The organism is Thermodesulfobacteriota bacterium, from assembly GCA_040758155.1.
Classification (GTDB): domain Bacteria; phylum Desulfobacterota; class Deferrimicrobia; order Deferrimicrobiales; family Deferrimicrobiaceae; genus UBA2219.
This window is the reverse complement of record JBFLWB010000101.1, coordinates 24,010-44,098: the sequence shown is the minus strand read 5'-3', so window position 1 is coordinate 44,098 and position 20,089 is coordinate 24,010. Positions and strand designations below refer to the sequence as shown.

Annotated in this window: 19 protein-coding genes; 10 read left to right on the top strand and 9 right to left on the bottom strand. The window is 69.4% G+C overall.

All coding sequences use genetic code 11. The annotated features are described in order from the left end of the window. The first annotated feature begins 38 nt into the window (after positions 1-38). Both AB1346_06245 and AB1346_06240 read left to right on the top strand, forming a co-directional pair. Positions 39-1,619, top strand: coding sequence for a HEAT repeat domain-containing protein (locus AB1346_06245; protein ID MEW6720030.1), 1,581 nt, complete (start codon positions 39-41; stop codon positions 1,617-1,619). Between the two features lie 35 nt (positions 1,620-1,654). Continuing rightward, positions 1,655-3,001, top strand: coding sequence for an HD-GYP domain-containing protein (locus tag AB1346_06240; protein ID MEW6720029.1), 1,347 nt, complete (start codon positions 1,655-1,657; stop codon positions 2,999-3,001). A 12-nt stretch (positions 3,002-3,013) separates the two neighbouring features. On the opposite strand, the gene AB1346_06235 is transcribed toward AB1346_06240, so the two are convergent. Both AB1346_06235 and AB1346_06230 read right to left on the bottom strand, forming a co-directional pair. Beyond that, entirely contained in the window at positions 3,014-3,589 is a 576-nt protein-coding gene (locus AB1346_06235; protein ID MEW6720028.1) for a HEAT repeat domain-containing protein, read from the bottom strand. Then, positions 3,586-4,569 carry a P1 family peptidase gene (locus tag AB1346_06230; GenBank protein ID MEW6720027.1) on the bottom strand — a complete coding sequence of 328 codons (984 nt, stop codon included), beginning with the start codon at positions 4,567-4,569 and terminating at the stop codon, positions 3,586-3,588. The genes AB1346_06235 and AB1346_06230 overlap by 4 nt, the downstream gene beginning before the upstream one ends. Positions 4,570-4,662: 93 nt before the next feature. On the opposite strand from AB1346_06230, the gene ruvX reads away from it, so the two are divergent. Both ruvX and mltG read left to right on the top strand, forming a co-directional pair. After that, on the top strand, positions 4,663-5,100 hold the full coding sequence (gene ruvX, locus AB1346_06225) for a Holliday junction resolvase RuvX (protein ID MEW6720026.1): 438 nt from the start codon (positions 4,663-4,665) through the stop codon (positions 5,098-5,100). Beyond that, a complete protein-coding gene (gene mltG, locus AB1346_06220) occupies positions 5,097-6,188 on the top strand; it encodes an endolytic transglycosylase MltG (GenBank protein ID MEW6720025.1) in 1,092 nt (363 codons plus the stop codon). The genes ruvX and mltG overlap by 4 nt, the downstream gene beginning before the upstream one ends. Here mltG and AB1346_06215 read toward each other — a convergent pair. The 7 genes from AB1346_06215 to AB1346_06185 are packed head-to-tail and all read right to left on the bottom strand — an operon-like array spanning position 6,154 to position 13,643. Continuing rightward, positions 6,154-6,552, bottom strand: coding sequence for a TraR/DksA family transcriptional regulator (locus tag AB1346_06215; protein ID MEW6720024.1), 399 nt, complete (start codon positions 6,550-6,552; stop codon positions 6,154-6,156). The two genes, mltG and AB1346_06215, sit on opposite strands and share 35 nt — an antisense overlap. Before the next feature lie 57 nt (positions 6,553-6,609). Continuing rightward, the gene (rimO, locus tag AB1346_06210; protein MEW6720023.1) at positions 6,610-7,944 is read right to left on the bottom strand and encodes a 30S ribosomal protein S12 methylthiotransferase RimO; all 1,335 of its coding nucleotides are present in this window, start codon (positions 7,942-7,944) and stop codon (positions 6,610-6,612) included. Beyond that, positions 7,941-8,639, bottom strand: a complete 699-nt coding sequence (locus tag AB1346_06205; GenBank protein MEW6720022.1) for an outer membrane lipoprotein carrier protein LolA — start codon at positions 8,637-8,639, stop codon at positions 7,941-7,943. Before AB1346_06205 ends, rimO begins: the two co-directional genes overlap by 4 nt. Next, the gene (locus tag AB1346_06200) at positions 8,636-10,792 is read right to left on the bottom strand and encodes a DNA translocase FtsK 4TM domain-containing protein (GenBank protein MEW6720021.1); all 2,157 of its coding nucleotides are present in this window, start codon (positions 10,790-10,792) and stop codon (positions 8,636-8,638) included. The genes AB1346_06205 and AB1346_06200 overlap by 4 nt, the downstream gene beginning before the upstream one ends. 3 nt (positions 10,793-10,795) lie before the next feature. Continuing rightward, positions 10,796-12,445 carry a ribonuclease J gene (locus AB1346_06195; GenBank protein MEW6720020.1) on the bottom strand — a complete coding sequence of 550 codons (1,650 nt, stop codon included), beginning with the start codon at positions 12,443-12,445 and terminating at the stop codon, positions 10,796-10,798. Next, the gene (locus tag AB1346_06190) at positions 12,442-13,161 is read right to left on the bottom strand and encodes a lysophospholipid acyltransferase family protein (GenBank protein MEW6720019.1); all 720 of its coding nucleotides are present in this window, start codon (positions 13,159-13,161) and stop codon (positions 12,442-12,444) included. The genes AB1346_06195 and AB1346_06190 overlap by 4 nt, the downstream gene beginning before the upstream one ends. Continuing rightward, the gene (locus AB1346_06185) at positions 13,158-13,643 is read right to left on the bottom strand and encodes a JAB domain-containing protein (GenBank protein ID MEW6720018.1); all 486 of its coding nucleotides are present in this window, start codon (positions 13,641-13,643) and stop codon (positions 13,158-13,160) included. The genes AB1346_06190 and AB1346_06185 overlap by 4 nt, the downstream gene beginning before the upstream one ends. 183 nt (positions 13,644-13,826) lie before the next feature. Here AB1346_06185 and AB1346_06180 point away from each other — a divergent pair, with 183 nt between their 5' ends. The 6 genes from AB1346_06180 to rpmA all read left to right on the top strand — a co-directional run bounded on the left by AB1346_06180 (position 13,827) and on the right by rpmA (position 20,077). Continuing rightward, complete coding sequence (locus tag AB1346_06180) at positions 13,827-14,765, top strand: MoxR family ATPase (GenBank protein ID MEW6720017.1); 939 nt, start codon at positions 13,827-13,829, stop codon at positions 14,763-14,765. Next, a complete protein-coding gene (locus tag AB1346_06175; GenBank protein ID MEW6720016.1) occupies positions 14,762-15,691 on the top strand; it encodes a DUF58 domain-containing protein in 930 nt (309 codons plus the stop codon). The genes AB1346_06180 and AB1346_06175 overlap by 4 nt, the downstream gene beginning before the upstream one ends. Continuing rightward, positions 15,688-17,718, top strand: a complete 2,031-nt coding sequence (locus AB1346_06170) for a transglutaminaseTgpA domain-containing protein (protein ID MEW6720015.1) — start codon at positions 15,688-15,690, stop codon at positions 17,716-17,718. The genes AB1346_06175 and AB1346_06170 overlap by 4 nt, the downstream gene beginning before the upstream one ends. Before the next feature lie 87 nt (positions 17,719-17,805). Further along, entirely contained in the window at positions 17,806-19,374 is a 1,569-nt protein-coding gene (locus tag AB1346_06165; GenBank protein MEW6720014.1) for a YifB family Mg chelatase-like AAA ATPase, read from the top strand. 106 nt (positions 19,375-19,480) lie between these two features. Then, entirely contained in the window at positions 19,481-19,795 is a 315-nt protein-coding gene (gene rplU / locus AB1346_06160; protein MEW6720013.1) for a 50S ribosomal protein L21, read from the top strand. 24 nt (positions 19,796-19,819) lie between these two features. After that, positions 19,820-20,077: a 50S ribosomal protein L27 gene (gene rpmA, locus AB1346_06155; GenBank protein MEW6720012.1), complete on the top strand. Its 258-nt coding sequence runs from the start codon at positions 19,820-19,822 to the stop codon at positions 20,075-20,077. The last annotated feature ends 12 nt before the right edge of the window (positions 20,078-20,089 follow it).

The window sequence follows — 20,089 nt, the reverse complement described above, 5'->3', positions numbered from 1 at the left end:
TGACCGGAATGACGGAACCGCCGGAAATTTCCGCCGAATTGTACCTGCACCGCGTTACGCAAGCCGTCTCCGAGCTCGCCAAGGGGATGAAGAGCGTAAGTTTCTACCCCGACGATCATCCCCTCCTGATCCAGGCGGTCACGAAGATCCTCGCGCGGTTCGAGGAGATCCCGCTGCCGGAAGAAGGGCTGGAGATCGGGATCACAAAGAACGCCCTGCTTTACAAGGACATTCGGCTCCCCGGCAGCGGGAGCGGCAAGGCGCTGGTCGACCTCAACCGGGAGCTGTACCTCCGGAGGGCCGCCCGCATCATCTTCCTGCCGAACCTGAGGGCGGACGAGATCGTCTCGTTCCTGAAAGTGGTCGTCCGCGACGCCGAGCAGGTCGCGGACGCCGGAGGGCTGGAACAGGCGCTGTTGGGCGAGAAGGTGTCCCACATCTGGGCGAACAAGGTCGATTACGACCGGCTCACGGAGCTGCTCAAGGAGGATGCCGGACTGCCCGAGGTCGAGCCCGAGGAGCTGCCGCCCGACATGATCGGCGACATGCTCCCGGGAACGGAGATCGTCGCGGCTCCCGACGGGACGGGAGAGGTCGTCACGATCGAGACGCTTCTCGCCCGGATCGAAAAGGAGAACGATCCCCCGGCATACCGGGGGCACATCGTCGAATTCTCCCGTTTCCTCCTGTCGGAGCTGCCCGAAAGGAAGCTCGGGTACGCCACCCGCGCCATGACGATCTTCGCCCGGCACATCGAGTTCCCGCCGGGAGGGAGCCGGGAGATCGCCGGGCTCGCCGCGGTCGGGATCAAGGAGCTGGCGAGCGACGAGCTGATCGACCACTACATCGCGCTGCTGAAGAAGCCGGGGCTGCGCGGGCGGCGGGAGACCGAGACCGTCCTCGCGGCGCTCGGAGAGAAAGCCGTCAACCCGCTGCTGCAGACGCTCGCGGAGGAGAAGGACCTGCTGGTCCGGAAGACGATCGTCTCGATCGTCGTGCGGATCGGCCGCATCGCCGTCCCCGTCCTCCTCGAAAACCTCGATGACCCTCGCTGGTACATGGTCCGCAACATGGTGACGATCCTGGGCAGCCTCGACATGCCCGACCTCGCCCCGAGCATCGCGGCCACGCTGTCCCACAAGGACCTCCGGGTGAAGAAGGAAGCGATCAAGGCGCTCGCCCGCATCGAGCATCCCATCGCCGTGACCACTCTCTGCGACCTCTGCTTCTTCCCGGAGGAGACGGTGGCGCTTTCGGCGACGGCGGCCCTGTCGCTGAAGAAGGACGCACAGTCTGTGGTGGCCCTTTTCCGGCGCGCGACGGCCCGGAAGTACATCTACCCGAACTACCGGCTCGCCCACGAAGCGATCGACTCCCTGCGCTCGATCGGGACCGACGACGCGGTCACCGCGCTGGAGGAGATCCTTTCCATGGATACCTTCTGGAAAACGGAAAGGTTCCGGTCGATGAAATCGCACGCGCTGCGGAGCATCTCAATGATCAAGGGGGAGCGGGCCGCCGGCGTCCTGCAGAAAGCGATCCGGTCGGGCGACCGGTTCATGCGCATGGAGGCCGAGCGGATCCTGAAAAGAAGACCGCTGCAGGGAGGCGCGCCATAGACAGAAGGCAGACGGAAACCACGATCGCGGGAATCGTGCGGCTCCTGGGCACGTCGCTGAAGAACCGGGGACTGTACCCCGCCTCCCACCCCCTGGTGCGGACACCCATCGAGAAGTGCCGCGCCGAGATCGAGCCGCTGTTCGCCGACCGGGAGGAGCTCGCGCTGACGGTGGCCGACGGCACCCTCGTGTTCGAAGGCGTCCCCATCTTCCACCTCACCTCCTCGCTCGAGCTGTTCCTCGCGCGCCTCGGCAGCATCGGAGTGCCGGCCGTCATCATCGAGCGGGGGGTCGCCACGGAGGACATCGAGCGGTTCGTCCTGTTCCTGCACGAGACGAAGGAGCAGGACCTGAGCGTCCGCGCCATCCAGGAGCGGCTCCGCCGGGCCGGCGTGCGGCACATCCGGGTGACCTCCTCCGACGATGACCGGGAGGACTTCTCCATCGCCAGGGAGATCTACGGCAACGCCATCGACGTGGTGGTACAGGCGCTGAAGGACGTCCGCAGCGGGAAGACCCCCGACGGCCAGAGCTGCGAGAACACCGTGCGCGAGATGAACGGGATGATCTCGCGGAACCGGGACGCCATGCTCGCCCTCACGCTGATCAAGAACTTCGACGAATACACGTACAACCACTCCGTGAACGTCTCCATCCTCTGCCTGGCCGTCGCCGACAGCCTCGCCCTCGCCGAGCAGCCCCGGATCAACGTGGGCGTCGCGGGACTGCTCCACGACGTCGGCAAGACGCAGCTCGCCCTCGACCTGATCCGGAAGCCGGGCACCCTGACGGTGAACGAGTACGAGGAGATCAAGAAGCATCCGCTGGAGGGTTTCGCCATCCTGGGCAAGATGACGAACATCCAGGAGGAGACCCGGAACATGGTACGGGAGCACCACATGCGGTACGACCGGGCGGGCTACCCGCGGCCCGAGCCGGAGCTGAAGATCCATCCCCATTCCCAGGTCATCGCGGTCGCGGACTGCTACGACGCGCTGACCAGCATGCGCTCCTACCAGAAGGCGCGCACGCCGCAGGGGGCGATGGAGATCATGCGGAAGTTGTCGGGGAAATCGCTCGATCCGGCACTCGTCCTGCTGCTCGAGCGCTCCCTGGGGGCGTACCCCGTCGGGACGCTGCTGCGCCTGAACACAATGGAGGTCGGGATCGTCACCAGCGTCCCCGAGGAAGGGAAGGGGCTGCCGGGCATGGCGATCCTCTACGACCGGGCGGGGAACCCCCTCGGCGCGCCGGAGGCGGTGAACCTGGCGGAAGTCGACCCGGTCACGGGGAAGCCGCGCCGGACCGTCCTCGGCACGGTGAACCCGCTGCTGCTGCCGCCCGTTTCGCTGGACGCCGTCCTGGCGCAGGCGTCCGTCTGAAGGGAGACGCCGCTACCCGCGGGAGGAGGTCCAGTTCCCAAGCCCTTCCGCGACCGCGGCGCGCACCTGCTCGTCCGGGTCGCCCCGCATCGCCAGGATCTTCTCCCAGCCCGATCCCTCGGTGAGCCGGGAGGTCGCGACGACCGCCTTGGCGCGGACTTCCGGGTCCGGATGCGCGAGGTACTTCTCCACGTGGGGGCCGAGCTCCTTCCTCCCGGAGGCGCCCAGCGCCTCGACGAGGTTCGCGAGCACCACTCCCTTCGACTTCGGAAGCATTTCCCAGAGCGCCTTGAGCACGGCCGGCGTCGGGAAGCGGGAAAGCGCCGTCGCGGCCGCTCCCTTCACCTCGTCGCTGCCGTCGGAAAGCGCGTCGAGGAGGAGCGAGACCCCTTCCGCCCCGCCGATCTCCTCGGCGGTGTAGATCGTCCGGATCTTCTCTTCCGGACTCCCCTCCCGGAGCCGCCGCCGGAACGTTTCGAGCGAGCGCTTCGCCCGCGTCCGGTCCAGCGCCCCGGAAGCCGCTTCCCGCACCCCCTGCGCGGGGTCCGACATCAGCGACGTCAACGCCTCCTCGATCCGATCGATCATGGCCTCTCCTCCCGGCTCCCCTTCCGTTCCGCGGCGGCGGGCACTTCCGCCGTCCCCGTTGCGCTCCGCACACCGTCCAGGATCGACGCCTCGAGGGCGCGCGTCCCGAGCGCCGCTACCTGGAGGACGTTTCCGCGCCGCCCCGACGTCCCCGTGGAGACGGCCACGACGACATCCCCGTCCACGGGCGTGTGGACCGGCCGGATCGTCCGGCAGAAGGCCGCGTGGGCCATCCGCGCCACGGTCCAGAGCTCCTCCCGCGACAGCAGGTCCGCCGTGGCGACGACCCCCAGGGTGGTGTTCCCTTCGACGAACGGTTCCCGGCGGAACCCCGACCGGAAGAGCGACTCGGTGTCCGCCGCATCGTCCGAATCCGCCGCGCGGGCTCCGGCGATCCACTCCCCGGTCGCGGGATCCACGACGTCACCGAAAGCGTTCACCACGGCGCACGCTCCCGCGACCGTCCCCCCCCCGGATTCGGACGCCGTGCCGAACCCCCCCTTCATCGCCCGCTCCATCCCCAGCGCCTTTCCGACCGTGGCTCCCGTCCCGGCGCCCGCCGATCCCCGTGCCGGAGGACGGGAAGCCGCCGCGGCCGCGGCGCGGTAACCCATCTCCGCATCCGGGCGGCGCCTTCCGCGCGCGTACGCGAGATCGTACAGGATCGCGGTCGGGACGATGGGGACGGTCCCGCCGGAAGTCGGAAATCCGACTCCCCGTTCCTCGAGGTATCGCACCACCCCCGTGGCCGCGTCGAGCCCGAATGCGCTCCCTCCGGCGAAGACGAGGGCGTCCAGCCGCCGCGCAGGGTGGCGCCGGACCAGGGAGTCCATCTGCCGGGTGCCGGCCGCCTCTCCGCGGATGTCGGCCCCCGCCGTCGCGCCGTGGGGAAAGAGGAGGACCGTTACGCCGGTTACACGCGCCTCGTCCTGCGCGTGCCCCACGAGGATCCCGTCGATATCTGTGATCGCGCCCGCCATTCCCGCTCTCCCCGGTCTATAGTCATACCGAAGCCGGAAAGGTTCGTCAATCCGACCGGTTGACGATGGCGCCGGGCTGAAAGTACACTCGTAATGATGACAGACGTTCCTGAAGGACGGATCCTGGGGCTCGATTACGGGAGCCGGCGCATCGGGGCGGCGGTATCCGATCCTCTCGGCATGACGGCGCAGCCGCTTCCGCCCATCGAGAGGGAGGGGGACCGGAAGGATCTCGCCCGCATCGGCCGGCTGGCCGCGGAGCTGGGGGCGAGCTCGGTGGTCCTGGGCCTCCCGCTGCTGCTGAACGGCGACGAGGGCCCCGCGGCGGCCCGCGCGCGGGAGTTCGGCGCGAAGATCGAGGGGGAGCTTTCCCTGCCCGTGACGATGTGGGACGAGCGGATGACCACGATCCAGTCGGAACGCCACCTCATCGACTCCGGGGTGCGACGGGAGCGGCGGAAGGAGCTTCGGGACAGCCTCTCCGCCATGTTCCTCCTCCAGAGCGCGCTGGACCTGCGGAACCGGAAATGATCCCCCCCCGCATCGAGAAGCGCACGGGGCGGATCTTCCGGGCGGCCGCCCTGGCCCTTGTGTCCATCCTGCTCGTTTCGACGTTTCTCCTGTTCGACTCGTATCCCGGCAGGGAGTGGCAGGGGAAGAAGGTCTCCATCCCCAAGGGGAGCTCCCTTTCGGAGATCGCCGCCATCTTCGCCGACGAGAAGGCGCTGCCGCACCCCGCCGCGTTCCGCGGCCTCGTCCTGCTCACCCGGACCGGCCGGCAGCTCCATTACGGCGAATACACCTTCCCGACCCCCCCGTCGGCCTACGCGGCATGGAAAAAACTGGTCGAGGGGGACGTCGTCAAGTATCCCGTGATCGTCCGGCCGGGCGCGAACCTCCATGACGTGGCGGCGGTGCTGGGGGCCTACCTGCTCGCGGACCCGCAGGAGTTCCTCAGTGCGGCGGTCTCGGCTCCGCTCCTCGCCCGGATGGGGATCGCGGGGGACAGCGCGGAAGGGTACCTGGTCCCCGACACCTACAACCTCGTCAAGGGGATGGACCCCGAGGTGATCCTGGAGATCATGATCCGGCCGTTCCGGGCGAAGTTCACGCCCGAGATGGAGAAGCAGGCCGCGGCGGCGGGGCTGTCGGTGCACGAGGTCGTGACGATCGCCTCGATCATCGAAAAGGAGACGGGCGTCGCCGAGGAGAAGCCGCTGGTCTCGTCGGTCATCCGCAGGAGGCTGGCGCTGGGGATGCCTCTCCAGATGGACCCGACCGTGATCTACGGGGTGAAGCGGTTCGACGGGACGGTGACGCGGAAGGACCTGCAGGCGCCCGGGCCCTACAACACCTACCTGAACCGCGGGCTCCCCCCGGGGCCGATCGCCAACCCGGGAACCGCCGCGATCCGGGCGGCTCTGAATCCCGCGAAATCGGAATACCTGTATTTCGTTTCGAACAACGACGGGACCCACACTTTTTCCAGGACGTTGCCCGAACACGCGCGGGCGGTGGAAAACCTCCGGAAGGCGCAGCGGAAAACGGAGGAAGGGAAAACCCCGTTGGCGGGACCGGCCTCCCCTACTCCTCCACCTCTCCCATCGGGACCTTCCTGATCCCCTCTTCCGGCTCCTCGCGGGTATACTTCTCCTCGCGCTCGTTCTTCTCCTGGCATTCGACGCAGAACTTCGCGAAAGGCAGGACCTTGAGGCGCGCCTTGGGAATCTTCGCCCCGCATTCCTCGCACTGGCCGTAGGTGTTGTCGTCGATCCGGTCCAGCGCGTCGTCGATCTGAAGCAGTTTCCGCTTTTCCCGGTCCGTGAGGATCATGTCGAGCTCGCGGGTCCTCTCCTCGGAAACGGAATCGAGGATGTCGCCTATATCCTGTGCGCCCGGCTCCGTCGTTGCCTTCGAGCGGCGCGCGATCTCGTGGACCAGGTCTTCCCTCATCTTGAGAAGCATGTCCTTGATCGGTTTCATCATTACCGCCCTTTGGAAAGTGAAAATTATGTAAGTATACCCGCGGATCCCCGGCTGTCAATCGGTTTCGGCCCGAAGATCCCACTCCTTCGCCCCGGTCACCCGGACGCGTAAGATGTCGCCCGGCCTCCCCCGGTAGCGCGCCAGCCGCACGGAGCCGTCCACCTCCGGCGCCTGACCCCGGTGGCGGCCGACGGCGCCCCCCCGGGGGGCCGCCCTTTCCACGAGGACCTCGACCGCGCTGCCGACCAGCGATGCGTTTCGCGCGGCGAGGATGTCGGCCTGGACGTCCCGGAGCAGCCGCGCGCGCTCCTCCCGCACCCGCTCCGGCAGCTGCCGGGCCATCGCTCCCGCGGGGGTCCCCTCCTCCCGGGAATACGGGAAGACGCCCAGGTAGTCCCACCGCGTTTCGTGAACGAACCGCAGCAGCGTCTCGAACGCCTGCCGCGTCTCCCCGGGGAAGCCGGCGATCAGGGAGGTCCGCAGGAAGATCCCCGGGACGGCCGCGCGCAGCCGCTCCAGCATGCGGTAGACATCGGAAGGGTCGTATTTCCGTCCCATCGCCCGGAGGATCCCCGCGTCGATGTGCTGCACCGGGATGTCGAGGTAGCGGCAGACCTTCTCCTCGGAGCGGAGCAGCTCCACGATCCCCTCGTCGACGCGCCCCGGGTACAGGTACAGGAGGCGGATCCACCGGACGCCGCGCACCCTGCACAGCGCGCGCACGAGGGAGACGAGTCCGCCGCGCTCCCCTCGGTCGGAACCGTACGCGGTGATGTCCTGGCCGATGAGGTTGATCTCCTTCGCCCCGCGGCGGACGAGCATCCGCGCCTCCGCCAGGAGCGACTCCCGGCCGCGGCTGCGCAGCGGCCCCCTGATCGCCGGGATCGCGCAATAGGAGCAGCGGTTGTCGCAACCTTCGAGGATCTTGAGGAAGGCGGAGCCGCCGGCGGCGGAAGGAATCCGGTGTCCGTACGCTTCGTCGGAAAGGGCGCCCTCCCCGATGAGGGCGCGCGGCGCCCCGCCGCCCCCCTCTCCCCGAAGCATCTTCCCCAGGAGATCCGGGAGCGCGGGGATGTCGCCCGGCCCGAGGAACAGGTCCACCTCGGGAAGCAGCCCCGGAAGCTCGTCCCGGTACCTGCGCGGCAGGCACCCCGCGACGACGAGGATCCGGATCCGCCCCCGCCGCTTCTCCCGGGCGAGCGAGAGGATCTCCTCGATCGACTCTTCCTTGGCCGCCTTCACGAAGCCGCACGTATTGAGCACCGCGACGTCCGCCCGCCCGCCGGGAACGAGCGCGAATCCGCGCTCCGAGAGCAGCCCCCCCATCACCTCGGCGTCGACCGCGTTCTTGCCGCAGCCGAGCGTATGGATCCGGATCTTCGCCGTCAACCGTCCACCACGTTGACGCCCTGGGGCTTGCGGAAGCGGAAATGATCCGAAGGCAGCGGGGGGTCGATCTCGATGTCGGTCAGGTACAGGTGGTTCGCCCCCCCGAGGCGGTCGAAAAGGTGGATCTCCCGCACGATCGCGTCCTTCGTCCCGGCCACGAGGTCGATCCTCCGGACGTCCGGGGCGCCGTCGCCCTTCGGGACGAGCCGGAGAACCGTGGTTTTCCCGCCTTCCAGCGCGGTCGCCTCCTCCACGCGGAACATGTCGGAAATGGCCCCGTTCCCGAACAGCAGCAGGAGCGGGATCTTCCCTCCCAGGCTGTCCCGGTCGATCTTCCTGCGGATCACCTCGGGAGATCCCGCCGGGCGGAAATAGAAGTGCTCGCCGTCCGCCAGGAAAAGCTGCTCCTCGGGCGCCCGGTAGTCCCACCGCATCTTCAGGGGGCGGCCGAAGTAGACCTTCCCCGACGCCTTCCGGACGACCCCCACGTTCTGGAGAGGGATCTCCTGCCGGAATGTGGCCGACAGGGCGCGTGCTGCGGCGTACCGCTCGCCGACCTTTTTCAGGAGGGCGTCCCCTCCGGCGGGCGGCCCTTCGGCGCCTGCCCCCGCCGGGACGATCAGCGCGGCGGCGAACACGAGCGCGAGCAACACGGGAAGGGACGGAATCCCCGGCGTCCGGCGCATACTCTTCATTCCTCCCTCCTCGGCATGAACACCTCGCGCTGCTTCCCCCCCTCGGCGGGGCCGACGATCCCCTGCTTCTCCATCTCCTCGACGATCCGGGCCGCCCGGTTGAAGCCGATCTTCAGGCGCCGCTGAAGGAAGGAAACGGAGGCGCGCCCCGCCCGGCTGACTTCCTCGACCGCCGCGTCGAACATCTCGTCCCGCGAGGGATCGGGCTCCTCCGAAGTCGGCGGCGCGGTGATCGCGGAGTCGTAGACCGGCGCCCCCTGCGACTTCAGGTGCTCCGCGACGCGCTGGATCTCCCCTTCGGTAACGTACGGGCCGTGCACCCGGAGGATTCCCACCACGCCCGGCTGGAGGAACAGCATGTCGCCGAACCCGAGCAGCGTTTCCGCCCCGCCCTGGTCCAGGATGGTCCGGGAGTCGACCTGCGACGTCACCTTGAAGGAGACCCTCGACGGGAAGTTCGCCTTGATGACGCCCGTCAGGACGTCGACGGACGGCCGCTGCGTCGCGAACACGAGGTGGATCCCCGCCGCCCGCGCCATCTGCGTGAGCTGCGTTATGCTGTCCTCGACCTCGCGCCGGGAAGCGCTGGTCATCATCAGGTCCGCGAGCTCGTCGATGACGATGACGATGTAGGGGATCTTCGACAGGTCTTCCCCCTCCGCAGCGCCCCTCGTCCGTCCGGCGGCGCGCTGCCGCTTCTCGACGAACTGGTTGAAGGCGTCGATGTGGCGAACGCCGTTCTCCATCATGAGCTGGTACCGCCCCCGCATCTCGCCGACCGCCCACTTCAGGACGTGCGCGGCCTCGCGCGGCTGCGTGACGACGGGGTGATAGAGATGGGGTATCCCCTCGTACAGGGAAAGCTCCAGCATCTTCGGATCGACGAGGATCAGCCGCACCTCCTCGGGAGTGGCGCGGAAGAGGATCGACAGGATCATGGTGTGCAGCGCGACGCTTTTCCCCGAGCCGGTGGCGCCGGCGATCAGCAGGTGGGGCATCTTCCCGAGGTCCCGGACGACCGGCTCGCCGAAGATGTCCTTCCCCACCGCGAGCGTCAACACGGAAGGGGCGGAGGAGTAGGCCGGGCATCCGAGCATCTCCCTCAGGACGATGGGGGAGCGCCGGGCGTTGGGGATCTCGAACCCCATGACCCCCTTTCCCGGGATGTTGGGGATCACGCGGACCGATCCGCAGCGCATGGCGAGCGCCAGATCGCCGGCCATCGCCGACACCCGGTTCGCCTTGATGCCCGGGGCGGGCCGGAACTCGTACATCGTGACCAGCGGGCCGGGGTGGACCTCGGTGATCGCGCCGTCGATGTCGTGCTCCTTCAGCTTCGAGAGGAGCGACTGCGCGTTCTCCTGCAGCGCCGCCGCGTCGATGCCGGCCTCCTGTCCCTTTCCCGGCTCGAGCAGGTCGAGCGGCGGGAGGACGAACGCCTTCCCGGAGGGCCTCGGCGGCGACGACTCGGCGTCCGCGGGGCGCGGGGGGACGACCCGCGGCGCGGCGGCCTCCCGCGGCGGCTCCCTCCGCGGGGCTGCGTCGTCATCTTCGTCCCATGCCTCCTTCGGCGCGAGCTTCTCCTTCACCATCGCCCGGACCTTTTCGGACGGCTTCTCGCGGCGCCATAGCGTCGGAAGGCCGCTCAACGGGAGTCCCGTGACCAGCATCAGGGAAAACAGCAGCAGGGCGCCCAGGAAGAGCACGCCCCCGCCGGTGCTGAGCAGCTTTCCGAGGAAATGCTTCCCGAGGAGGTCGCCGGCGATCCCCGGAAGGAAGACGTCCTGCCCGAGGATCGAGACGTGCCCGGTGAAGAAGCTGAGGATCCCGAGGGTGGAGCAGACGGCGAGCAGCCCCCCCGCGGCCCGCCCCCACTTTTCGAGGATCCCCTCCCCGCGGTAGGTCCAGTACGCGAGCAGCAGGCAGAGCAGGGGGAACCCGACGGCGCCGATCCCGAAAAGCTGGAGCATAAGATCGGAGACGATCGCTCCGATCCACCCGCCCCAGTTGCGGGCCGGCGCTTCCGGTACGCTCGCGGCGGAGAGCGACGGATCGTGCTGGTGGAACGATACGAGCGCGAGGGCGAGGTAAAGGCCCGCCGTGAGGAAGGCGATCGCCAGGGCGTCCCGCCGGATCTGCAGCGGATCTCTCAACGCCTAAAGCTCCATGAGGACGGGGACGACCATCGGTTTCCGCTCCAGCCGCCTGTTGAAGTACCTTCTGAGCACGCGCCGGATCTCCGTCTGCATCTCCGAGAAGTCGGTCCGGGCATCCGTCCCGGATTCCTCGAGGACCCGCAGCACCTCGGCCCGGGCGCCATCGAGCAGCTCCTCCTCGCCGTATTCCGTCAGGACGCCCCGCGTGACGATATCGGGTCCGTACAGGATCTCGCCGGTGGCCGAGGAGAGAGCGAGGGCGACCATCACCAGACCGACCTGGGAAAGGTGGTACCGATCCTTGAGCACCAGACTCTCGACGGCCCCGATCCCCTTTCCGTCCACGAACAGGTGCCCCACCTCCGCCTTTCCGGCCCGGGACATCCGCCCGTCCGAGAACTCCAGGACCTCCCCGTTCAACGCCATCTCCGCGGTCGGCACCCCCATGTCCATCGCCAGCTTCCGGTGCCGGACGAGCAGCCGGGGCTCGCCGTGGACGGGGATGAAATTCGCCGGCCGCACCGCATCGATCATCGCCTCCAGCTCCGCCCGGCTCCCGTGCCCGGACACGTGGACCTCGGATATTTTCTCATACAGGACGTCCGCCCCCGCGAGGAAAAGGCGGTTGATCATGCTGGCGATCGCCCGCTCGTTGCCCGGGATGAACTTGGAGGATAGCACCGCGGTGTCCCCCGGGCGGACCTTGAGGTGCTTGTGGTCTCCCAGCGCCATGAGCATCAGGGCGGACCGGGGCTCGCCCTGGGTCCCCGTGGTCACCACCGCGACCTCCCGGTCCGGGAGGGCGGATACGTCCTCCAGCGGGATCAGGATGTCGGGCCTCGGAAGCGTGAGGTACCCGAGGTCGATCGCCGTTTCCACGTTGCGCAGCATGCTCTTTCCGGAAAGCGCCACCCTGCGGCCGCACCGCCCCGCCGCCCGGATCGCCTCCTGGATCCGGTGCAGGTTCGAGGAGAACATGGCCACGATGACCCGGCCGGGCGCCTCCCAGAAAATCTCCGAGAGCGCCTCCCCGACGAAACGCTCGGGGAGGCTGTTTCCGTCGCGCTCGACGTTCGTGGAGTCCGAGAACAGAGCCGTCACGCCTTCCTTGCGGGAGATCTCCCGGAGCCGCGCGATGGCGGTCGGCACGCCGTCGAGCGGGTCGGGGTCGATCTTGAAGTCGCCCGTGTGGACGAAGACCCCGTCGGCGCAACGCAGGACGTACCCCACGGCGTCGGGGATGCTGTGGCACACGGGGAACGCCTCCACGTCGAACCCGCCGATGCGGAACCGGGCGTCCCTGTCGATCGGGATGAGCCGCGCCCCCTCCAGCCCGTGCTCCGCCAGGCGGTGGCGGAGCAGCCCGAGCGTCAGCCGCGTACCGTACACGGGCAGCTCCGTCTCCCGGAGCAGAAACGGGATCGCCCCGATGTGGTCCTCGTGCCCGTGCGTCAACAGCAGCGCGGAAAGGCGGGGTGCCGCTTCCTTCAGGGCGGAGAAGTCGGGGACCACGTAGTCGATCCCTAACATCGTGTCGTCGGGGAACATCAGGCCGGCGTCGAGGAGGATCGCCGTGCCGCCCTCGTCGAACAGCATGGAGTTCATCCCGATCTCCCCCAGCCCTCCCATCGACACCACCCGCAGCGTCATCCGCGTCCCTCCCCCGCCTCCGCGGAAGCCGCGGCGACGATCCGCTCCCGCGCGATCCGCGCGACCCGCTCCTTCACGTCCCCCGTCATCTCCCCGTCGGAAAGCGGCGGCAGGACGCGGACGAGGAGCCGCGCCGGGCGGAACCGCAACGCCCCTTTCGGCATCGCCCGGTAGCCGCCGTCGATGTATGCCGGGACGACCTGCGCGCCCGCCTCCCGGGCGAGCCGGAACGCGCCGGTCTTGAACGGGCCGATCGAGCCGTCGCGGGTGCGCCTCCCCTCGGGGAAGACGCTGATGAGCTGCCCGTCCGCGATCCGCACGGCGGCCTCCCGGAACATCCGGGAGGCATCGCGCGGGTCCTTCCGGTCGACGAACAGGTTCCCCGACATCGCCATCGCCTTCCCGAAAAGGGGGATCCTCCCCAGCTCGCTCTTGGCGACGAACCGGACGGGGCGGGGAAACGCGGTGAGCAGGAGCGGAATGTCCACGAGGCTCTGGTGGTTGGACACCAGGACGGCCCCCCCGGCGGGGAGATTCTCCATCCCTTCCACGCGCACGTCCCACCCTCCCATCCGGACGAAGGCCCTCCCCCACCAGCACATGATGCGCGAGGCCGCCGCCTCGCCCGATACAAGGCGTCCCGCGATATACGCCGCCGCGGAGCTCGCGATCGTCAGGAGCAGGATGGCCAAGGTCCGCAGAATGCCGGAGATCACCAGTCGCCCTCCTCCCGAAAGCTGAAGAACGCGCCGTCCCCCAGGATCACGTGATCGACCACCGGGATCCCCAGGATCCCGCCGGCGGACCGGAGCCGCCGGGTCACCTCCCGGTCCTGTTCGCTCGGCGCGGGATCGCCGCTCGGGTGGTTGTGGACCAGGATGACTCCCGCGGCCCGCTCCCGGACCGCCGCGACGAACACCTCCCGCGGGTGGACGAGGCTCCCGTCGAGGATCCCCGCGGAGACCCGCGCCTCCCCCAAGGGGCGATGCTTCACGTCGAGGAGCACGGCCAGGAACATCTCCACCGGCGCGTCCGCGAGCAGGTACCGGTACCTGGCGAAGACGTCCGCGCCGGACCGGAACGGCTCAGGCCGCGGCAACGGGGCGGAAAGCGCCCTGCGGGCCAGCTCCACTGCGGCCTCCCAGCGCAAGGCCAGTTCGGGTTCGACAGGCGGATCTCCGCGGGCCGCCCGCCGCATCCCTTCCCCGTCCCCCGGAAACGCCAGCCGGAACAGCTCCCCTTCCCCCGCGCCTTCCAGGCGCCGTCCGTCCCTGCCGGGCATGGTCCGCATGCCGCCTCCCGCAGCGAAATGCGGAAAATCCATTCAAATACCATTCCCGCAATTTTGTCAAAGATCCGCCCCTTGGGAGATAATGAGCTGATGGGCGGAACGTTGTCATCGGACTCCCTTTCGCGGTTTCGGGCCAACGTCGAGTCGGTCCTCCTGGGGAAACGGGAAGCGGTCGACCTGGCGATGGCCTCTTTCCTGGCGGGAGGGCATATCCTCCTGGAAGACGTTCCCGGCACGGGGAAGACCACGCTGGCGCGGGCGCTCTCGGCGGGGATCTCCGGAACGTTCCGGCGCGTCCAGTTCACGGGCGACCTCCTCCCGCAGGACGTCATCGGCGTGCATATCCTCGGGGAGGATCGGAAATCGTTCGTCTTTTCCCCCGGCCCCCTGTTCGCGAACATCGTCCTCGCGGACGAGATCAACCGGGGGAACCCCCGGGCCCAGAGCGCCCTGCTCGAAGCGATGAGCGAGCGCCAGGTCACGGTCGACAACCGGACATACCGGCTCCCGGACCCGTTCCTGGTGATCGCGACGCAGAACCCGTTCGAGCAGCACGGGACGTATCCGCTGCCCGAATCGCAGCTTGACCGGTTCAACCTCCGGCTGCGGCTCGACTACCCGGATCGGGATTCGGAGACCCGGCTCATCCGGGAGAACAGCCTCCTGACGATGCGCAACGGCATCCCTTCCGCCCTGCTGCCGGAGCAGGTGCGCTCGCTCCGCGCCGAGGTGGACCGCGTGGCGGTCCACGACTCCGTGATCGACTATATCCAGCGGATCGTCGCGGCGACGCGGGTCCACCCCGCCGTCCGGCTGGGCGCCTCCCCCCGGGGCGCGATCGGGCTGAAGAGCACCGCCCAGGCGCTGGCCCGTCTCGAGGAAAGGGACCACGTCACGCCGGGCGATATCCGGCGCGCGGCCCCGGCGGTCCTGGCCCACCGCGTGTTCCCGAAGGGCGGCTCGCCGGGAACGGAGCCCGCCCTGGCCATCCTCGAGGAGATCCTGTCGACCGTTCCCGCGCCGCTGTGAGACCGGGAGCCGGCGGTCTCCGCCGCAGGTTCCGCCTCCCCCGCCGGCTGCGGGCCACCTTCGAGGGGAAGGCATTCCTGCTGATCACCCTCGGCGTCGGAATCGCCGCGATCAACACGGGGAACAACCTCCTCTACCTCGCGCTGAGCATGAACCTTGCGCTGGTCGTCGTCTCCGGCTTCCTGTCGGAATGGGCGCTGCGGCGGGTCTCCCTCTCGGCGCGCGGCGCCTCGGAGGCCTTCGCGGGGCAGGAGGCGTTCCTCGCGGTGGCGTGCTCCGCCTTCGGGAAACGGTTCCCCTCCGTCTCCCTCACCGCCCGGTTCCGGATCGGGGACGAGACCTTGACGGTACGGTTCCCGGACATCGCCCCGCGCGGGACCGCCACCCGCGTCGTCCCGTACCTTCCCGCCCGGCGAGGCCGGCTGTCGCCGGCGGCGGGGACGCTCTCCACGCGCTTTCCCTTCTCGCTCTTCGAAAAGACGATGGACGTGCCGATCCCCGCGGACCTCCTGGTGTACCCCCGGCCGGCGGCCCCGGACTCGAGGGACATCGGGAAACCGAAGGCCGGCCTCTCCGAGAATCCCATGCACGCGGGGCGGTCCGGGGCGTTCCCTCGCGGCGCGAGGGAACTGCTCCCGATGGATCCCGTCCGGAACATCCACTGGAAGGCGACCGCCCGGATGGGCCGGTGGATGGTGAAGGAGCGGGAGGCGGAGATCGCCCCCGCCGTCGAGCTCCGCGTCCCGGTCCCCTGCCCGCCCGGGGAATTCGAGGCGCGGCTGTCCGCGGCGTGCGGGGCGGTGCTCGACCTGGATCGCCGCGGCATCCCGTACCGCCTGTGGATCGGCGACCGGCTGTGCGCCGACGCCCGGGACACGGGGGGGCGCTCTTCGGCGCTCGCGGCGCTGGCGACGGCGCAGCCATGAACCCCCGCGCCGCCGGACGGTTCCTGTGGTGGGTCCTTCGCGCCCACTGGCTCCTCGGCATCCTCGCCCTCGCGGTCTATACGGAGACATCGCCGGGACTCCTTGCGGTTGTCGCCGTCGCGTGGGCGGCGGGCGCCCGGATGGACCGCGCCGGCGCTCCGAGGGAGACGCTTTCCCGCCTCGACACGCCGCTCGTCGGGCTGTTTCTCGCCGCGGCGACGGCGGACCTGCTGCTCCTGCGGAAGGACCTCCTCGCCTCCGCCTCGCTGCTCGTGGTCGGGATCCAGTCGATCAAGCTCGTGCTGCCGAAGCGCACCCGCGACGGGTGGCAGCTCTGCGCCTTCTCCCTCCTCGAATTTCTCGTGGGAGCGGCGGTCGCCGACGGATTGTCCTTCGCCGTCTTCTTCTTCCTGTTCCTGGCCGCATCGGCGGGCGCGATGTGGGCGCTGCACGACCGGGAGGCGGAGGAGCTGGGCCGCCCGCCGGGAGGGTTCCGCCCCTCCCCCCGGCATGCCGCCTGGGCGCTCCTCCTCGTGGGAGCCGCGGGTTTCCTGTCGGCCGCGCTGCTCTTCGCGGTCGTCCCCCGGCTGGAGTTCCGCCGGGGGTTCCAGCGTCTGGCCCGCGGTCAGGGCGTGGCGGGATTCTCGGAATCGATCACGCTCCGCGAAGTCACCGGGATCAAGTCGGACGGCCGCATCGTGGCGCGGGTGGAATTCCCGTTCCTCGGCAGGACGCCCGACTTCGGCGGGCTCTACCTGCGGGGCGCCGTGTATCCCCGATACGAGGACGGCGGGTGGCGGATCGCGAAAAGCCCGGTTTCGACGGTCCCCCGGTCGGGATTCCACTACATCGTCTCCGAGGCGCCGTCCGGCCCCGTCTCCGTCGCCGACATCCTCCTCGAGCCGGCGGACCATCCACGGCTGTTCACGTACGGAAGCCCGGTGCTGATCGAGGGGTCGTTCCAGCCGCTGCTCGCCGACGCGGAGGGAAACCTGTTCCTGCAGCAGCCGGCGCACGGCACGATGCAGTACCGCCTCCGGTTCGCGGAGGATCCGTCGGGGCGCTCCGGGCGGACGGCGGGCCCCGGCGACATGTACCTCGAGTTTCCCGAGGGATACGACGACGTGCGCGCGTTGGGGATCGAGGCGGCGGGAAGCGGCGGGACCGACGCGGAACGGGCCGCGCGCATCCTCGGCTTCTTCCGCGAGGGATTCCGCTACACGCTCGAGGACCCCGCTCCCGACCTCCGCAGCTTCCTCTTCTGGAAGAAGGCCGGATATTGCGAGCACTACGCCACGGGGCTCGCGCTCCTGCTGCGCGCCGCGGAAATTCCCTCCCGGGTGGCCGCGGGGTACCTGGGAGGAGAGTGGAACGGGCTGGGACAGTACGTGATCGTGCGCCAATCGGACGCCCACGCCTGGGTCGAGGCATGGATCGGCGGGCGCTGGGTGACGATGGACGCGACCCCGCCGCAGGGGGAGGCGTCGCCCTTCTTCCGGAAGACGGGGCTCCTGGGCCTTTCGGTGGACTGGCTGAGCCAGCGGTGGGACAAGTACGTGGTGAACTACTCCCAGCGGATGCAGGCCGAGGCCTTTTTCGCCGGATGGAGAGGCGTGCGGCGGACGGGGGCGTACTTCGGGCTCGGACGGGGGCTCCCGGGCGCGCCGCCGAAGTCGCGCGCCGCGGCCGTAGCCGTCCTGATCGCCTGCGCGGCGCTTTTCCTTCTTTACCGGTGGCGGCGCGACGTCCGCAGGCGGGCGGGACAGCCGGAGGCGCCGCGGCTTCCGGCACCGTACGAACGGCTGCTGCGCCGCATCGAGCGGTCGGGCTTCCGGCGATCCCCGGGCGTTCCCATGGAGGAGATGGTGGCGGCCGCCGTCCGTTCGCGCCCGGAGCTGGCGGGGGAAGCCGCCCGATTCCTCGCCCTGTATCACCGGGACCGGTTCGGCGCCACACCGCTTTCCCCCGCGCAGCGGTCGGAGGCTTACCGCAGGGCGGACGGCCTGAAGAAACGCCTCTCCGCATAAAGGAGCTCCACGCGCCCCGGCACGGGGGTTGCTCCGGCACGGGCCAGGCGTTTTCCGAAACCATCCCGCTCCGGAGGCCCGCCCGCCATGCTCGTTCGCGCCCTTTCCTTCGCCGTGCTGGGGATCGACGCCGTACCCGTGGAAGTGGAGGCGGACATCGCGCAGGGTCTCCCGGCGTACACCGTGGTCGGTCTCCCCGGGATCGCGGTCCGGGAAAGCGACGACCGGATCCGCGCGGCCATAAGGAATTCCGGACTGCCGTTCCCGGGCCGCAAAGTCACCGTCAACCTGGCGCCCGCGGACCTCCGCAAGGACGGCTCGCTGCTGGATCTGCCCATCGCCTTGTCGGTGCTTTGCGCCGAGGGGATCCTGCCGGGCGAATCCCTCAAGGATTGGATCGTCGCGGGGGAACTCTCCCTCGACGGATGCGTGCGACCGATCCGCGGTGCCCTCTCGCAGTCGCTGCTTGCGCGGGATCTCGGGGTGCCCGGCGTCATCACGCCCGCCGACAACGCGGAGGAGGCGCGGCTCGTGCCGGGGGTTCGCGTCGCCGCCGTCCGCTCCCTCGGAGAAGCCGCGCGAATCCTATCGGGAGAGGTCCTCCCCTCTTCCGAAGAGCTCGGCGTCACCGTTGCGGGGAGCCGCCTTGGTGACGGTTCCGGCGGGCGCGACGCCGCCCGGCCGCCGGACCTTTCCGACATCGTCGGCCAGCCGGTGGGTCGCCGGGCGCTGGAGATCGCCGCGGCGGGGTGCCACGCAATGCTGATGGTGGGCCCGCCCGGCGCCGGGAAAACGATGCTGGCGGAGCGGGTGCCGGGGATCCTGCCTCCCCTCTCTTCTCCGGAAGCGCTGGAGACCACCCGGATCTACGGCGCGGCGGGCGAGCCGCCGTGGCCGCGCCCCGTCCTCCTCCGCCCGTTCCGCGCCCCGCACTCCTCGATTCCGCCGGCGGCGCTCCTCGGCGGAGGGAACCCGCCGCGTCCTGGAGAAGTGTCGTTCGCCAACGGCGGCGTCCTGTTCCTCGACGAGTTCGCCGAGTTCCGCCCCGAATCGAGGGAAGCGCTCCGCGCGCCGATCGAGGCGGGCGAGATCCTTCTCTCCCGGGCGGGACGCCGGTACCGCTTCCCATGCCGCTTCCTGCTGCTGGCGGCGTCCAATCCGTGCCCTTGCGGGTATCGCGGGCACCCCCGGGGGATCTGCCGCTGCCCGCCTTCCGCCATCGAGCGGTTCTCCAGGAGGTTCTCCGGCCCGCTCCTCGACCGGTTCGACCTGTGGGTTTCCGTACACCCGCCCTCGCCCGGCGCATGGGCCGGCGGGACCCCGGGAGAATCCTCCGCGGAAGTCCGGAACCGGGTCGCGGCGTGCCGGGCCCGGCAGGAGGAGCGCTACGCGGGACGCCTCCAACGGGCGAACGGCACCGTACGGGCCTCGACGGCGGAGCTGCTGCGGGAGCTGGCCCCCGGGGGGCGCGGACTCCTCCTTCGGGCCGCGGAGCGGCTCTCCCTGTCGGGACGGGCCATCGGGCGGACCTGCCGCGTGGCGCGGACGATCGCGGACCTGGCGGAGGAGGCGCGCGTCGGGCAACCCCACGTCGCGGAGGCGCTCCAGTACCGGAAACCGCTGTTCGGGCCGGACGGGAACGGAGGAACGGTGTAGAATGAGGCTTTCCGGAGGGAGCGCCCGGCGGCTTTTCGTTGTTGACACGGGAAACCTCTTTCCTTATAGTTATTTGTTCTTATTGAACGGGATGGAGGAACATGCCATGTATGCCGTGGTCCGCACGGGCGGGAAACAGCTCCGCGTTTCCCCGGGCGACGTGATCCAGGTGGAGAAGCTGGGCGTGGAGCCGGGCGACTCCGTGGAGCTCAACGAGGTCCTGATGGTCTCCAACGACCAGGGGACGACCGTTGGCACCCCCACCGTCGGCGGGGCCGCCGTGGTCTGCAAGGCGGTGCGCCAGGGGAAAGGCAAGAAGATTGTGATATACAAGTACAAGCGGCGCAAGGGGTTCGCCCGCAAGCAGGGGCACCGCCAGCCGTTCACCATGCTTTCCGTAACCGATATCCGGCTCGGGTGACCCGGGGACAAGGAGCAAGAGGCCATGGCCCATAAAAAAGGCGTCGGCAGTTCGAGAAACGGGCGGGACAGCCAGAGCAAGCGGCTCGGCGTGAAGACGTTCGGCGGCCAGACCGTCAGCGCCGGCGCGATCATCGTCCGCCAGCGGGGGACCGCGATCCACCCCGGGGACAACGTGGGGATGGGGAGGGACCACACCCTGTTCGCGCTGATCGACGGCGTGGTCACCTTCAACCGCGTGGGGAAAGACCGCAAGAGGGTTTCCGTCCTCGCCGCTTCGTAGCCCCTCCGCTCC